Below are 17,058 nucleotides of genomic sequence, written 5' to 3' on the forward strand. Positions count from 1 at the left end.
AGTAAGACGGTCTAATAACCGCTGAGGAATGTCTAAATTATTCTTCCTTTGCCTGCGCTTATGCGGTGTTTTTCCATGTTAAACTCATATTGAGTACCTCCCTTTAGATTTCTCTCTAACGGTCACGAACACAAAAAACGCACTAGACCGCTGTTCAACAGTCTAGTGCGTTTCAATCATATTCGCCGTAAATCCAAATACGGCGTGTCATTTAAAGGTTATGGCGGAGAGGGTGGGATTCGAACCCACGTGGAGTTGCCCCCTAACGGTTTTCAAGACCGCCCCGTTATGACCGCTTCGGTACCTCTCCAGGGAAATTAACTTTTATAAACTTGCCACGAAAAGTATCATACCACATCTCGACATTATAATGCAACCTTTTTATATTAAAATTTATGATCCCGTATCAGACAACTGCCTCAGTTATACAAAACACTCCAATCCGCCATTCCAAAATGACGGATTGAATTTGTATTCCCCTGATGAGGATGGTTAGCTAACTCTTACTTAAGAGCGACGTGCAATCACACTTGCACCGCCCATATAAGGACGCAATGCTTCAGGAATGACAACCGTACCATCTTCCTGTTGATAGTTCTCCAGGATAGCGGCTACCGTCCGTCCAACAGCCAATCCTGACCCGTTCAATGTATGAACAAATTCCGGTTTCGCTTTTGGCTCTCTGCGGAAACGGATATTGGCACGACGTGCCTGGAAGTCCTCACAGTTGGAGCACGAAGAAATCTCACGATAAGTGTCGCTCTCAGGCAACCACACTTCAATATCATACGTTTTAGCTGAAGTGAAGCCCATATCTGCCGTGCACAATGTCAGGACGCGATACGGCAAGCCCAACAATTGAAGCACACGCTCCGCATTTTGAGTCATTTGCTCCAGCTCTTCATACGAAGTCTCCGGAGTAGAGAGCTTGAGCAGCTCTACTTTGTTGAATTGATGCTGACGAATCAAGCCGCGTGTATCCCGTCCAGCCGAACCGGCTTCAGAGCGGAAACAAGAGCTGTATGCCACAAAGTGCTTAGGCAATTGATCTACATTCAGAATCTCTTCGCGATGATAGTTCGTTACCGGAACTTCAGCAGTAGGGATCAGATAATATTCAGTATCTTTCAACTTGAACAGGTCTTCTTCGAACTTAGGCAGTTGACCTGTTCCAAACAAGCTGTCCCGATTAACAATGTATGGAGGCAGAATCTCTTCATATCCATGTTGATCGCTGTGCAGATCCATCATGAAGTTAATCAATGCACGTTCCAGACGTGCGCCCAGACCTTTATAAAAGGTAAAACGGGAACCTGTTACTTTGGCAGCCGCCTCAAAATCAAGAATATCGAGATCCTGCGCAATTTCCCAGTGTGCTTTTGGTGCAAAAGTAAATGACTTCGGCTCTTCCCAACGACGAATCTCAACATTGTCGTCTTCAGAAGCCCCAATAGGTACGCTTTCGTTAGGAATGTTCGGAATCGCCATTGTGAGATCATTGATCTTCACTTCCAGTTCCCGAACTTCTTCGTCCATGGCTTTGATTCGATCAGAGACTTCGCGCATCTCCACAATCAGATCATCAGCATTCTCACGATTCTTCTTCAGTCTAGCAACTTCCGCGGAGACTGTATTCCGACGGCTCTTCAGTGTTTCACTCTCTTGAAGCAATTCCCGCCGCTTGGCATCCATCTCGGTAAATCCAGCGATAAGATCCAGCGATTTGCCACGTTTAGTCAATGCTTCTTCTACACGCGCATACTCATTCCGCAATATTTTCACATCAAGCACGATATACCCCTCCTAAATAACCTCACAACGTGAAGCCTTATGTTAAATCCATTATTAAAAATCTACTGTATATACCTTACTATATACTTATCGGAACCCGTAACCCAAAAAACAACCTATATCCCCGGTGTCACCCTCCGCTGCGATTCCCGCTATGAAGCAGATACAGGCAACATCAGGCATCCATTCAGATGCAACTGCCATCCAGCGGCCTTACACGGCTTCTGGGGAAGTGATCCGATGACCGGGAGATCATAGGTTGTACATCATGCATTATTTAGAGTCTACCGTGTGTTTGTAGGATCTGGCCATGTCTACAAAATAAGTATGCAGACGATAGTCATCCGTCAATTCCGGATGGTAGGAGCAAGCCAACAAATGTCCCTGACGAGCCGTAACAATCTCATCCTTGTATGTGGAGAGAACCTCCACCTGGTCTCCGACACTCTCGATCAAGGGCGCCCGTATAAACACAGCCCTTACCGTTTCCTCAATGCCTTTGACTGGCAAATCCGTCTCAAAACTCTCTCTCTGCCGTCCAAATGCATTTCGGGATACAGTCATATCCATTAGCTCCAAATGAGCTTCTTCTTGCCCTGCAATGTGTTTAGCCATAACGATCAAGCCCGCACAGGTACCAAATACCGGTTTGCCCTCAGCAGCAAACGCTCGAATGGCATCCATAAACCCATACTTGCGCATCAGTTTACCGATCGTCGTGCTTTCCCCACCAGGAAGAATAAGACCATCCAAGTCCTCCAACTGCTGAACCTGTTTGATAGCTATACCTTCTGCTCCAGCACGTTCAATACTTCGAATATGCTCTGTGACAGCTCCTTGAAGTGCTAAAACGCCGATCTTCATACGCTCATTCCCCTTCTCTTACCAGCCACGATCTTGCATACGGTAAACGAACATTGTACTTTTTTACTTCATCATACGTGAATTCTAACTTGATATTTTACCGGAAAAATTGTAAATATACAATCCATCCGGTCGGAATAACTTGTATTTTGTCAATGATATGACCATGTAACATTAAAATCATGATCATACTCTTTCCATAAAGTTTGCTAAGGGTTAGAACAGGTTTTTGATCCCGTCAAAGAGATCCACGAAGAAATCCTTCACGGCACGGAAGAACAAACGGAACCATCCGCCTTTTTCAGCCTCTTCAGCAGTGATCAAGTTCACTGTTTTTTCCTGTGGCTCAATTCCATCTGCTTTATACGTGTACGTTACCGTACCAACCTTTGTACCTGCCTTGATTGGTGCTACCAACTTGTCAGCCTCAGTTACGTTGGCTTTGAACGTCACATCCAGGTTCTGAGTACCTTTGGGAACAACGAAACTTACCGCATTATCAGTTACAACAGGAACGGTTGTTTCTTTCCCTTTTTTCAAAGGTACCGCTTCCCAGCCCGTCACTTTGGTCTTGCCTGCAACAGCCTGTTTCACTTCAAAGTTGTTAAATCCATAGTCCAATACCTTTTTAGTTTCTCTGAAACGTGCGGATTCCGAATCTGTGCCCATAACAACACTAATTAGACGCATACCGTTACGTTCTGCTGTACCTGTAAAGTTATTACCTGCGTTCGTGGTATGGCCTGTTTTCATTCCATCCAGACCTTCATAGGCATAGCTTTTGAAATTGGTTATATTTTTATTCGCTTCCAGCATCCAGTTGTAATTGATAATTGGAGCTTTATCATTGGGACGGAACTTGTAGGATTGAATAGTTGTAAATTCTGTGTAGTCCGGGTGATCCATAATGATGTATCGGCATAGAATTGCAGCATCCAGAGCGGACATCACTGTTTCCTTGTCTTCAGCTGGGCGGAAATCAGCAGGCATATCTGCTCGATCCAGACCCGAAGAATTGATGAAGAACGTATCCTTCATGCCCATACGCTTCGCTTCATCATTCATCATTTTCACGAAAGCTTCTTCCGAACCGGCAACATGTTCAGCCAAAGCAACCGTAGCATCATTGGCAGAGCCAACAGCCATAGCAATATAGAGATCCTTAACTGTGTGCTGGTCACCTTCCGCGAGGAAAATTCGCGACCCGATACTTTGTGCAGCATTCTTTTTAACAGTTACAATATCGTCCCAACCGAATTTACCTTGTTTGACTTGTTCGGCGACAATGTACTCTGTCATCATTTTGGTCATACTTGCAGGTGGCATCGCTTTATCCGCATCAACATTTAGTAGAATCTGTCCCGTTGAGGCTTCCATAAGCACTGCAGATCTAACTTCAAGCCCAAGTGAGTCTACCCCAGGAACCTGTACGGCTTTTTCCGTCTTTGTTGTTGTTGCCGCAGCAGTCAGAACCTGACCGGAGTTATCCGCAGCAGCCATGACCGGCATTACTGTAGACATACAAAGCATGTTAATTAGCATTACCGAGGCTACGCTCTTTTTGAGCATTTGGCGTTTCTTTTTATTCATGTGTTTGGCTTTCAATGATGAATACTCCCTTCGATCCAAAGCATTGTTAATTGCTTCAGTGCAGCTTATGCTGCGATTTTCTTGCTCCCTAACCTGTGTGTTTGATGTATGAGATGTGTGCTATATGCGCTGTATCGAACGAGCAGTATTATTGCTCCTAAAGTTCGTTATCGATTGTCACTTAGTCCGCATTTTCCAAATGCTTATGTAAAAGGACGTCCGCGCTTCTTTTTAACTGGCAGCCTTTTCTGGTACTGCATTTGCTTTTCAAAACCATATTCATAGATTCACGTCAAATAGCCGCCGCAACGCCTTAATCCATCCTTGGATCGTCACCGCTTGTTCTATTCTATCACAGGGGTATCTTCAAAAAAAGACAGACCCGGTGAAAATCACCGAGCCTGTCCTGGAAATAATTAACTCTCTTCAGATTACAACGAGTAATTAGGTGCTTCTTTGGTAATCTGTACATCATGGGGATGACTTTCACGAAGCCCCGCGCCTGTAATGCGGATAAAGCCAGTGTCGTTCCGAAGCTGCTCCAGGTTGCTTGTACCACAGTATCCCATACCCGAACGCAGACCACCAATCAGTTGATGGATCGTATCAGACAATGGTCCTTTGTAAGCGACACGACCTTCAATTCCTTCCGGAACCAGTTTCTTGTCATCATCTTGGAAGTAACGATCTTTACTACCTTGTTTCATTGCAGCCATTGAACCCATACCGCGATAAACTTTGTAGCTACGTCCTTGGAAAATCTCAGTTTCCCCCGGGCTTTCCGCTGTACCAGCAAACAAACTTCCCAGCATAACTGCGTGTGCTCCTGCAGCCAGTGCCTTCGTAATTTCACCAGAATATTTAATTCCGCCATCCGCGATAATCGGAATTCCATATTCGCGTGCCACTGTTGCACAATCATATACTGCAGTGACTTGAGGTACACCAATACCAGCGATAACACGTGTTGTACAAATCGAACCTGGACCAATACCCACTTTGACCACCGAAGCTCCTGCTTCGATCAATTCACGAGTGGCATCACCAGTAGCCACGTTACCCGCAACGATAGTCAGGCTAGGGAAACGTTCACGAAGCTGACGTACGGCTTCAATGATATTGATGTGGTGTCCGTGAGCCGAGTCTACCGTAATCAGGTCGACACCAGCTTGTACCAAAGCATCTGCACGTTCAAATGTATCTTTGGAGATACCAATCGCTGCACCAACCAACAAACGTCCTTGAGCATCTTTGGCTGCATGAGGGAATTGAATGGCTTTTTCAATATCTTTAATCGTGATAAGACCTTTCAACGTGTTTGTCTCATCAACTAATGGAAGTTTTTCAATCTTGTGCTTCTGAAGGATACCCTCAGCTTCTTGTAGTGTAGTGCCTACAGGAGCGGTAACCAGATTCTCATGAGTCATGACTTCGCTAATTTTGATGCCGTAATCATGTATAAAACGCAAATCGCGGTTAGTCAAAATACCAACCAGCTTCTGATCTCCTTCAATAATAGGTACACCGGAGATCCGATATTTCGCCATTACTGCTTCCGCATCAGATACCAGATGATCTGCCGTCAGTGAGAATGGATTCGTAATAACACCACTCTCCGAACGTTTAACACGATCTACTTCTTCTGCCTGTTGTTCAACCGACATATTTTTATGGATAATACCGATACCACCTTCACGTGCAATGGCAATAGCCAATGTCGCTTCAGTTACTGTATCCATACCCGCACTGATCAAAGGAATATTTAGCTTTACAGTATCGCTCAAACGAATAGATACATCTACTTCTTTAGGCAGTGTCTCGGATTTCCGTGGCACTAGCAATACATCATCAAAGGTGAGGCCTTCCTTACCAAATTTATCTTCCCACACGCAAGTGTTCCTCCTTATGTTTGCTCAGCTTTACGGTCCAAAACCCGAAGATTCCAGGCTGTATTTTACGCCGAAAATACGTTTTCTGAAAAATTTATTATTGCCATCTTAGCAAAGCGATATTTAGACTGTCAAGGAAAAGTACTTGGTTATATCAGGTGTATTGCCTGATGAACACAACTGTTTTTCCAGAGCGGACAAGTCTAGTTATTACGCAAAAAAACGTCAATTCGTATCGAATAACGTTACCTGTATACATCCTATTGTGCTGATAAATCACCAAATTCAATCTGTATTTTAATCCCATACTACATAATATGATTATATAATAAAAACCACCACCGAATAACATCGGCAGTGGTTCTTTGCTTGGCGGCGTCCTACTCTCCCAGGACCCTGCGGTCCAAGTACCATCGGCGCTAGAGGGCTTAACGGTCGTGTTCGGGATGGGTACGTGTGGAACCCCTCCGCCATCGCCACCAAACGCGTAGCTTACATTTCAGAGATCGTTCTCTGAAAACTAGATTCGAAACGAAACATGCGAATTACAACTTGCTATTGGATAAGCCCTCGACCGATTAGTACTGGTCAGCTCCATGCATTGCTGCACTTCCACCCCCAGCCTATCTACCTCGTCGTCTTCAAGGGGTCTTACATACTGGGAAATCTCATCTTGAGGGGGGCTTCACGCTTAGATGCTTTCAGCGTTTATCCCGTCCGTACATAGCTACCCAGCGGTGCTCCTGGCGGAACAACTGGTACACCAGCGGTACGTCCATCCCGGTCCTCTCGTACTAAGGACAGCTCCTCTCAAATTTCCTACGCCCACGACAGATAGGGACCGAACTGTCTCACGACGTTCTGAACCCAGCTCGCGTACCGCTTTAATGGGCGAACAGCCCAACCCTTGGGACCTACTTCAGCCCCAGGATGCGATGAGCCGACATCGAGGTGCCAAACCTCCCCGTCGATGTGGACTCTTGGGGGAGATAAGCCTGTTATCCCCAGGGTAGCTTTTATCCGTTGAGCGATGGCCCTTCCATGCGGTACCACCGGATCACTAAGCCCGACTTTCGTCCCTGCTCGACTTGTAGGTCTCGCAGTCAAGCTCCCTTATGCCTTTGCACTCTTCGAATGATTTCCAACCATTCTGAGGGAACCTTTGGGCGCCTCCGTTACTCTTTAGGAGGCGACCGCCCCAGTCAAACTGCCCACCTGACACTGTCCCCGCACCGGATTACGGTACCAGGTTAGAACCTAGATACGATCAGGGTGGTATCCCAACGTTGCCTCCATGCAAGCTGGCGCTCACACTTCAAAGGCTCCCACCTATCCTGTACAGATCGTACCCAAATTCAATATCAAGCTGCAGTAAAGCTCCATGGGGTCTTTCCGTCTTGTCGCGGGTAACCTGCATCTTCACAGGTATTAAAATTTCACCGGATCTCTCGTTGAGACAGCGCCCAAGTCGTTACGCCATTCGTGCGGGTCAGAATTTACCTGACAAGGAATTTCGCTACCTTAGGACCGTTATAGTTACGGCCGCCGTTTACTGGGGCTTCGGTTCACAGCTTCGGATTGCTCCTAACCACTCCCCTTAACCTTCCAGCACCGGGCAGGCGTCAGCCCGTATACTTCGCCTTACGGCTTCGCACAGACCTGTGTTTTTGCTAAACAGTCGCTTGGGCCTTTTCACTGCGGCCCCCTCGTGCTATTCACACTACCGGGGCACCCCTTCTCCCGAAGTTACGGGGTCATTTTGCCGAGTTCCTTAACGAGAGTTCTTCCGCGCGCCTTAGAATACTCTTCTCGCCTACCTGTGTCGGTTTGCGGTACGGGCACCATCACCTGGCTAGAGGCTTTTCTTGGCAGTGTGAGATCATGACCTTCGCTACTACAATTTTCGCTCCCCATCACAGCTCAGCCTTACAATGTGCGGATTTGCCTACACATCAGCCTTACTGCTTAGACGGACATCCATCAGTCCGCGTCACTACCCTACTGCGTCCCCCCATTGCTCATAACGGCTTACGGTGGTACAGGAATTTCGACCTGTTGTCCTTCGACTACGCCTTTCGGCCTCGCCTTAGGTCCCGACTTACCCTGAGCGGACGAGCCTTCCTCAGGAACCCTTAGGCTTTCGGCGGATCAGATTCTCACTGATCTTTTCGTTACTCATACCGGCATTCTCACTTGTATAATGTCCAGCGCTCCTTACGGTACACCTTCAACCTTTATACAACGCTCCCCTACCCCTGATGCAAAGCATCAAGCCATAGCTTCGGTGGTGTGTTTAGCCCCGTTACATTTTCGGCGCAGAGTCACTCGACCAGTGAGCTATTACGCACTCTTTCAATGGTGGCTGCTTCTAAGCCAACATCCTGGTTGTCTGTGCAACTCCACATCCTTTTCCACTTAACACACACTTGGGGACCTTAGCTGATGGTCTGGGCTGTTTCCCTTTTGACAATGGATCTTAGCACTCACTGTCTGACTCCCGGAAGTAAGTCTATGGCATTCGGAGTTTGACTGAGCTTGGTAACCCTTGCGGGCCCCGCACCCAATCAGTGCTCTACCTCCACGACTCTGTTTTCCGAGGCTAGCCCTAAAGCTATTTCGGGGAGAACCAGCTATCTCCGAGTTCGATTGGAATTTCTCCGCTACCCCCACCTCATCCCCGCATTTTTCAACATGCGTGGGTTCGGGCCTCCAGTGCGTGTTACCGCACCTTCACCCTGGACAGGGGTAGATCACCCGGTTTCGGGTCTACGTCCACGTACTCAATCGCCCTATTCAGACTCGCTTTCGCTGCGGCTCCGGCTCTTCACCTTAACCTTGCACGGGAACGTAACTCGCCGGTTCATTCTACAAAAGGCACGCCATCACCCCTAAAACGGGCTCTGACTTTTTGTAAGCACACGGTTTCAGGTTCTATTTCACTCCCCTTCCGGGGTGCTTTTCACCTTTCCCTCACGGTACTGCTTCACTATCGGTCGCTAGGAAGTATTTAGCCTTGGCAGATGGTCCTGCCGGATTCATACGGGGTTTCACGTGCCCCGCACTACTCGGGATCCGTCTCGGAGGGAACAGACTTTCAACTACAGGGCTTTTACCTTCTTTGGCGGGCCTTTCCAGACCTCTTCGCTTAACCGGTTCCTTTGTAACTCCATGTGAGACGTCCCACAACCCCAAAGAGCAAGCTCTTTGGTTTGGGCTTCTCCGCGTTCGCTCGCCGCTACTGACGGAATCACTATTGTTTTCTCTTCCTCAGGGTACTTAGATGTTTCAGTTCCCCTGGTATGCCTCTGCATAACCTATGTATTCAGTTATGAGTAACTGGAAATTACCCCAGCTGGGTTTCCCCATTCGGACACCCCCGGATCAAAGCTTGCTTACAGCTCCCCGAGGCAGTTTCGTTGTTCGCCACGTCCTTCATCGGCTCCTAGCGCCTAGGCATCCTCCGTGTGCTCTTAGTAGCTTAACCTCGTGCTCCGGTTTCGACTGCTCGCTTCCCTTGTTTTGCTTGCGCAAAGCCAAAAGTCGCTCCCATTCGATACCATCGTACGTGCAATCTACCGTTTTTATTGAAACTTGTTTAACACAAGTTCAGCTAAAAAGGAATGTTCTAATTCGCGTTTGTTTCGTTTCGATATCTAGTTTTCAAAGAACAAGCTCCATGCAAAAGCAAGCTGTTTGAGAGTTTGAGCTCTCAAAACTGAACAACGAGTGAGTGTTTTGCAGCTGAGCTGCATATTTGAATGTTTCCACTCAGGAAACGATTCTCCATAGAAAGGAGGTGATCCAGCCGCACCTTCCGATACGGCTACCTTGTTACGACTTCACCCCAATCATCTATCCCACCTTCGGCGGCTGGCTCCTTGCGGTTACCCCACCGACTTCGGGTGTTATAAACTCTCGTGGTGTGACGGGCGGTGTGTACAAGACCCGGGAACGTATTCACCGCGGCATGCTGATCCGCGATTACTAGCAATTCCGACTTCATGCAGGCGAGTTGCAGCCTGCAATCCGAACTGAGACCGGCTTTGTTGGGATTGGCTCCATCTCGCGATTTCGCAGCCCGTTGTACCGGCCATTGTAGTACGTGTGTAGCCCAGGTCATAAGGGGCATGATGATTTGACGTCATCCCCACCTTCCTCCGGTTTGTCACCGGCAGTCTATCTAGAGTGCCCACCCGAAGTGCTGGCAACTAAATATAAGGGTTGCGCTCGTTGCGGGACTTAACCCAACATCTCACGACACGAGCTGACGACAACCATGCACCACCTGTCTCCTCTGTCCCGAAGGAAAGATACATCTCTGCATCGATCAGAGGGATGTCAAGACCTGGTAAGGTTCTTCGCGTTGCTTCGAATTAAACCACATACTCCACTGCTTGTGCGGGTCCCCGTCAATTCCTTTGAGTTTCAGTCTTGCGACCGTACTCCCCAGGCGGAGTGCTTAATGTGTTAACTTCGGCACCAAGGGTATCGAAACCCCTAACACCTAGCACTCATCGTTTACGGCGTGGACTACCAGGGTATCTAATCCTGTTTGCTCCCCACGCTTTCGCGCCTCAGCGTCAGTTACAGCCCAGAGAGTCGCCTTCGCCACTGGTGTTCCTCCACATATCTACGCATTTCACCGCTACACGTGGAATTCCACTCTCCTCTTCTGCACTCAAGTCACCCAGTTTCCAGTGCGATCCGGGGTTGAGCCCCGGGATTAAACACCAGACTTAAATGACCGCCTGCGCGCGCTTTACGCCCAATAATTCCGGACAACGCTTGCCCCCTACGTATTACCGCGGCTGCTGGCACGTAGTTAGCCGGGGCTTTCTTCTCAGGTACCGTCACCTTGAGAGCAGTTACTCTCCCAAGCGTTCTTCCCTGGCAACAGAGCTTTACGATCCGAAAACCTTCATCACTCACGCGGCATTGCTCCGTCAGGCTTTCGCCCATTGCGGAAGATTCCCTACTGCTGCCTCCCGTAGGAGTCTGGGCCGTGTCTCAGTCCCAGTGTGGCCGATCACCCTCTCAGGTCGGCTACGCATCGTCGCCTTGGTGAGCCGTTACCTCACCAACTAGCTAATGCGCCGCAGGCCCATCCCCAAGTGACAGATTGCTCCGTCTTTCCAGTTTCCTTCAGGCGAAGAAAACAATTATTCGGTATTAGCTACCGTTTCCGGTAGTTGTCCCAAACTTGAGGGCAGGTTGCCTACGTGTTACTCACCCGTCCGCCGCTAAGTATCAAGGAAGCAAGCTTCCTTGATACTCCGCTCGACTTGCATGTATTAGGCATGCCGCCAGCGTTCGTCCTGAGCCAGGATCAAACTCTCCAATAAAGTATTGAAAAGAGCGATAAGCTCATTTTGAATCTGACGAGATTAAAAATCTCATTTGTGCTCCAGCCGATTCAAACCAAGGCTTGTCTCAAACTTTCGCGTTCATTCTGCAAGCAGAATGTTTACTCACTCGTTGTTCAGTTTTCAAAGATCAAACTTATTTTGTTACCGAATGTTGTTCTCTTCAGCAACTTTTATATCTTATCACATCCAAACCAACTTTGCAAGCTCTTTTTTTAAGTTTCTTTCGAAGCTTATTTCATTTGCTTGCCGCACCGTGTAAACCGTGTTTTCTTGGCCGGAATTAGAATATACCATGTACAGTTATTGAATGCAAGTCTTTTTTTGAAACTATATTAACAAATGGTTCGATCTAATACGGACGTACATATGGTATTCTCCCAACTTAGCAAGTTCATACACACGTCCATTTTTACTTTAACGTTTAACATTCCTAGCAGGAACCTTTCTTGGCCATAAACTGTAACTAAAGCTTATCAGAAAATCGATACCGAGTATCAATCCCCACACTCTGATCAAATTATTGAAGACAGCTGTACGTTCAGCATCTCCAATCCACCATATCATGGCCAATAAAAAAGCACTTCCTATAGCCCAAGCCAATAGATGTCTAAACCATCCACTACGCTCACGACTCGCATGTTCTCTACCATATAACTTGTTACTACGAGGGTTTTCTCCACCTTTGAACCAATATAGGAAATATCGATCCGCCCAAGCGATCATCTGGTGACCATAGGCAATGCTTACTCCTATATACACCGCAGCTATACCATGAATCATACTTGCTGTAGCTCCTCGCTGTAGATCCATAACTGTAGCTACCAGCAATAACAGATCGATAACCGGCGTCGCCATTAACAAACCGATGCCTATTCGCTTCATGCCAAGGAGATACCTGACACTCAGACCTGCGAACACAAACACCCAAAAGGCAATCTCACAACCTATAATGAAATAACCAATCATTTCAGCCTCTCCTTTTTTGATACAAATGTATTAAATATAATTTAGCACGTGTGTACTATAATAATCAACAGTGATATAATATGCCTATGCCTAAACTTGTTGATCACGATAAACAGCGCGTGCTCGTGGCCGAGGCAGCTTGGCGTATTATACGAAGAGATGGCATGGAACAGGCCTCTGTTCGGAATATTGCTGAAGAAGCTGGAGTTTCGGTTGGTTCGATGCGTCACTACTTTTCTACTCAATCGGAACTACTACGATATGCCATGAATTTGGTATCTGAACGGGTGTCTCATCGAGTCCAAAAAATGTCCTTTACCGGCTCTCCCATGGACAATATGAAATGCCTATTGCTCGAATTCTTACCAAACACGGAAGAAAAACTGGCTGAAATGGAGGTGTGGTACGCTTTTACAGCCAGATCGAAAACCGATCCTACACTCAAAGAACTTGCTAATACCGTATATGATGAACTCAGACAAGCTGTAGGTTCTGTTATCAACTACCTGATAAAGCACGACCTCTCCAGACCCGATCTGGACAAAGAACTGGAGATCGAGAGATTGTATGCACTGGTAGATGGTTTAGGCATACATACCGTGCTTAGACCGGATCAGATGAATGCCAAACTTATGGACGATGTTCTCACCTTACATCTTGCTTCCTTGTGCCGTTAAACCAAAAAAACCGCAGCACATTCGTGTGACTAAGGCCCGTTATGATAACAGGAGTTAGTTCTGAATGTCTGACGGTTTTCTTTTTATCCGATAATGATCCGGCCTTCCGGATGACGATACAGTTTCTTCTCTTTGCGCGGACGAAGGGCATACGCGATGGTTAATGGCCCAATCCGACCTACAAACATGGTAAAGGTAATAATAATTTTCCCCCAATTGGTCAACTCATCAGTCACTCCCACAGAAAGACCCACGGTACCGATTGCGGACGCAGCTTCAAACATCAGTGAAAGGAATGGCGCATCCTCTGTCGTAAGCAGAAGCATCACCACGATCATGAATATGATCAGAGAAACCATAATAATGGTCAACGCCCTCATCAGCAGTTCTTTCGGAACACGCTGGCGGAAAAACACAATATCCTTATTTCCCCGAATCATGGCATACACCGCACCAATCATGATCAGGAATGTAGTCGTCTTGATTCCGCCCCCGGTTGATCCTGGGGAAGCCCCGATAAACATCAGCAGAATGAAGAAGAATTGGGTAGCCTGCCTCATCTCCGTGATATCGATTGTGCTCGTTCCCGACGAACGTGTAGAGACAGACTGGAAGAAGGACGCATAGATCTTCTCGCTCCATGTGAGTGAAGCCAGTGTATGTCCATTGGTGAATTCGAAAACAAACAACACAATCGCTCCTATACCAATCAGCGCTCCGGATACAGACAGCACCAGTTTGGACTGAAGAGACAAACGGCGGCGTTTGCGATACTCGAACAGATCATTTAATACAACAAAACCCAGTCCACCAGAGACAACGAGCACAGAAGCAGTCACATTGAATATCCAGTCTCCGGTGTAGTATTGAAAGCTGTTGCCGAACAAATCAAAGCCGCCATTATTAAACAATGAAACGGAATGAAATATTCCATAGTATACGGCCTGACCCAATGGCATCTCCGTTGCCCAGCGCAGCGCTAGTATGACAGCAGCCACCCCTTCAATGGTAAAGGAGAAAATCAACACCTTGCGGATAATGCGTACTATCCCTTCCATACTGTCTGCATTAATGGCTTCTTTGAGTAATAGCCTGTCCTTGAGTGAGATTCGCTTGCCCAATACAAGCGCAAAGAGGGTAGCCATGGTCATGAATCCGAGTCCACCAAGCTGCATTAATACCATGATGACGAACTGACCAAACAAATTAAACGTTGTCCCTACATCCACAACAACCAATCCAGTCACACATGCAGCAGAGGTTGATGTAAAGAGCGCGTCAATAAACGCCAAATGCATACCGCTTTGGTTGGAGATTGGTAACATGAGAAGCACCGTCCCAATCGCAATGATAAGCAGAAAACCACCGACCAGAATCAACGGAGGAGATAAGAATTTGGCAAAGTGAAGCCTGAACTTCATGAAGGCACCTCTTTTAACAAAAATACGAACAGGTTAATCTAACAAATTCAAGACGCGGTGTTACCCTAATGGTGTGCTGTAAGCAAGGGCCTTCTGACAAACTTTATTTTTAGCGTCTATGTAAACCTAAAGAGGAACTTGCCCCAGCATGATACTGAACGGCAGGTTCCTCTTCTATTATGAACGTATCCTACGTTCCTTATTTAATCTTGCGTACGAGGACGCATGTGCGGGAAGAGCAGTACGTCACGAATCGACGGGGAGTTGGTAAGCAGCATGATCAGACGATCCACCCCGATTCCCAATCCGCCTGTTGGTGGCATACCATATTCGAGCGCACGGATGAAGTCTTCATCCATCTCATGAGCTTCGTCGTTCCCATGTTCTTTCTCCAGCATCTGTGCTTCAAAGCGCTGACGCTGATCGATTGGATCATTCAGCTCTGTGAAGGCATTGGCATGCTCACGTCCAACAATGAACAATTCGAAGCGATCCGTGAAGCGCGGATCTACATCATTTTTCTTCGCCAGTGGTGAGATTTCAAGAGGATGTCCCATAATGAATGTCGGTTGAATCAACGTCTCTTCCACAAACTCTTCAAAGAACGCGTTCAGAATATGACCAAATGTCATATGTTTTTCAACCGGAACCTTATGTTCCTTCGCCAAGTTGTGTGCTTCCTCATCCGTCATGTGTACGGAGAAGTCTACGCCCACAACTTCCTTAACTGCATCCACCATCGTAACACGGCGCCACTGTGGCGTAAGATCTACTTCATAATCTCCATACTGGATCACTTGCGTACCCAGTACTTCCTGTGCAATATGAGCAACCAGGTTCTCCGTCAATTGCATAATATCCTTGTAGTCGGCATATGCCTCATACAATTCAATCATGGTGAACTCCGGATTGTGACGTGTGGACATACCTTCATTCCGATATACACGACCGATCTCATATACCTTCTCCAGTCCGCCAACAATCAGACGTTTCAGGTGAAGTTCAATCGCAATCCGCATGTACAGTTCCATATCCAGCGCATTGTGATGTGTGATGAACGGACGTGCTGCTGCTCCTCCTGCAATGGTATGCAACGTAGGTGTTTCCACTTCCAGATATCCAAGGGAATCCAGGTAACGACGCATCGATTGAATGATTTTGGAACGTGCGATAAAGGTCTGTTGTACGTCCGGGCTCATAATCAGGTCAACATAACGCTGGCGGTAACGCAGCTCTACGTCAGTGAGACCATGGAATTTATCCGGAAGCGGATAGAGCGATTTGGACAGCACTTCAAGATCTTTCACTTTGACAGAAGTTTCACCTGTTTTGGTCTTAAAGATCACACCCGTTACCCCAACGATATCGCCAAGGTCCAGCAAGCTAAATGCCGCATACTTGTCTTCAGGCACGCTATCCTGACGAACATAGATCTGGATTCTGCCGCTCAAGTCCTGAATATGTGCGAAGCTTGCTTTACCCATTCCCCGCTTCGCCATAATCCGTCCCGCAATACTGACTTCGATGTGCTTCTCTTCCAGCTCTTCCTTGGTCAGTTCTTCATACTTCTTCAGAATGGAGCCGGCTTCTTCGGTACGTACGTATTTTTGGCCAAAAGGGTCGATTCCCAATTTGCGGAGCTCGTCCAATTTGTCACGGCGAATTTGTAAAAGCTCGCTAAGTTCGGTTTCCTGATTCAAGACTTCATCCGTCATGATCTGTATTCATCTCCTTATTTACATTGCAGGCATCGCGAGAGGACGTTTTTCCTCTAATGTTGAAAAAGCTTCCCTAAGGAAGCTTTTGTTTACCGTGCCCAACTGCTTCGTTGCTATAGCTTTTTAATGTCCATAATTTTATATTGAATTACGCCAGCAGGCACACTTACATCAACAACTGTACCTTTTTTCTTGCCGAGAATCGCTTTACCTACAGGGCTCTCGTTCGATATCTTGTTCTGAAGCGGGTCTGCCTCCGCAGTACCTACAATCGTATATTCCGTGATGTCGCCAAACTCCAGATCTTCTACAGTGACGGTTGCACCCACGCTTACGGCATCGGTATCGATCTCGTCGCTGTTAATAATCCGCGCGTTACGAAGCAATTTCTCCAACGTGATTACACGTCCTTCAATGAAAGCTTGCTCATTCTTCGCGTCTTCGTATTCAGAGTTTTCACTGATATCTCCATACCCGATGGCTACCTTAATCCGTTCAGCCACTTCGCGGCGCTTCACTGATTTCAATGTTTCCAATTCTTCTTCCAGCTTCTTGAGTCCTTCTGGTGTAAGGATAACTTCCTTGTCGCTCATCTCAACCGATTCTCCTGTCATGGGAATAAATTTGATTGTACGGCAACGGAATCAGTGCTAGTTACAGAGCTCCGCCCGCATACATCTTCAAAACTATATGAAGTTCTCCAGAGAAATAGAATATTCCTCCTGATGCTATAGCCTTATTAACGCACATGGCGAATTTATACTGAGAAATTATAG

The 17,058-nt window shown here is 47.0% G+C and carries 9 protein-coding genes, 1 tRNA gene and 3 rRNA genes; 1 reads left to right on the top strand and 12 read right to left on the bottom strand.

All coding sequences use genetic code 11. The annotated features are described in order from the left end of the window. Window positions 1-221 precede the first annotated feature (221 nt). The 9 genes from ACDJ59_RS25610 to ACDJ59_RS25650 all read right to left on the bottom strand — a co-directional run bounded on the left by ACDJ59_RS25610 (window position 222) and on the right by ACDJ59_RS25650 (window position 12,466). A tRNA-Ser gene (locus ACDJ59_RS25610) sits at window positions 222-310 on the bottom strand. A 197-nt stretch (window positions 311-507) separates the two neighbouring features. Continuing rightward, window positions 508-1,791 (bottom strand): serine--tRNA ligase, encoded by a 1,284-nt coding sequence (gene serS, locus ACDJ59_RS25615; protein ID WP_076254817.1) that lies wholly within the window; start codon window positions 1,789-1,791, stop codon window positions 508-510. A 273-nt stretch (window positions 1,792-2,064) separates the two neighbouring features. Further along, the gene (gene pdxT / locus ACDJ59_RS25620) at window positions 2,065-2,655 is read right to left on the bottom strand and encodes a pyridoxal 5'-phosphate synthase glutaminase subunit PdxT (RefSeq protein ID WP_036671585.1); all 591 of its coding nucleotides are present in this window, start codon (window positions 2,653-2,655) and stop codon (window positions 2,065-2,067) included. 216 nt (window positions 2,656-2,871) lie between these two features. Continuing rightward, window positions 2,872-4,260 (bottom strand): D-alanyl-D-alanine carboxypeptidase family protein, encoded by a 1,389-nt coding sequence (locus ACDJ59_RS25625; protein WP_413406633.1) that lies wholly within the window; start codon window positions 4,258-4,260, stop codon window positions 2,872-2,874. A 416-nt stretch (window positions 4,261-4,676) separates the two neighbouring features. After that, on the bottom strand, window positions 4,677-6,134 hold the full coding sequence (gene guaB, locus ACDJ59_RS25630) for an IMP dehydrogenase (RefSeq protein WP_413406634.1): 1,458 nt from the start codon (window positions 6,132-6,134) through the stop codon (window positions 4,677-4,679). Window positions 6,135-6,501: 367 nt separating this feature from the next. Continuing rightward, window positions 6,502-6,618 (bottom strand): 5S ribosomal RNA (gene rrf, locus ACDJ59_RS25635). A gap of 74 nt (window positions 6,619-6,692) precedes the next feature. After that, window positions 6,693-9,618: ribosomal RNA gene (locus ACDJ59_RS25640) — 23S ribosomal RNA — on the bottom strand. A gap of 305 nt (window positions 9,619-9,923) precedes the next feature. Further along, a 16S ribosomal RNA gene (locus ACDJ59_RS25645) occupies window positions 9,924-11,476 on the bottom strand. Together the 16S, 23S and 5S rRNA genes form the textbook arrangement of a ribosomal RNA operon. 438 nt (window positions 11,477-11,914) lie before the next feature. Further along, the gene (locus ACDJ59_RS25650; RefSeq protein WP_127551168.1) at window positions 11,915-12,466 is read right to left on the bottom strand and encodes a hypothetical protein; all 552 of its coding nucleotides are present in this window, start codon (window positions 12,464-12,466) and stop codon (window positions 11,915-11,917) included. 86 nt (window positions 12,467-12,552) lie between these two features. Here ACDJ59_RS25650 and ACDJ59_RS25655 point away from each other — a divergent pair, with 86 nt between their 5' ends. Next, window positions 12,553-13,143 (top strand): TetR/AcrR family transcriptional regulator, encoded by a 591-nt coding sequence (locus ACDJ59_RS25655; protein WP_413406635.1) that lies wholly within the window; start codon window positions 12,553-12,555, stop codon window positions 13,141-13,143. Window positions 13,144-13,226: 83 nt separating this feature from the next. On the opposite strand, the gene ACDJ59_RS25660 is transcribed toward ACDJ59_RS25655, so the two are convergent. The 3 genes from ACDJ59_RS25660 to greA all read right to left on the bottom strand — a co-directional run bounded on the left by ACDJ59_RS25660 (window position 13,227) and on the right by greA (window position 16,875). Then, window positions 13,227-14,564, bottom strand: coding sequence for a TrkH family potassium uptake protein (locus tag ACDJ59_RS25660; RefSeq protein WP_076320270.1), 1,338 nt, complete (start codon window positions 14,562-14,564; stop codon window positions 13,227-13,229). 203 nt (window positions 14,565-14,767) lie between these two features. After that, a complete protein-coding gene (gene lysS, locus ACDJ59_RS25665) occupies window positions 14,768-16,279 on the bottom strand; it encodes a lysine--tRNA ligase (protein ID WP_413406636.1) in 1,512 nt (503 codons plus the stop codon). A gap of 116 nt (window positions 16,280-16,395) precedes the next feature. Beyond that, window positions 16,396-16,875, bottom strand: a complete 480-nt coding sequence (greA, locus tag ACDJ59_RS25670; protein ID WP_036606099.1) for a transcription elongation factor GreA — start codon at window positions 16,873-16,875, stop codon at window positions 16,396-16,398. Window positions 16,876-17,058 lie beyond the last annotated feature (183 nt).

It is taken from the genome of Paenibacillus amylolyticus, from assembly GCF_047302515.1.
GTDB classification, from domain to species: Bacteria; Bacillota; Bacilli; order Paenibacillales; family Paenibacillaceae; genus Paenibacillus; species Paenibacillus amylolyticus_G.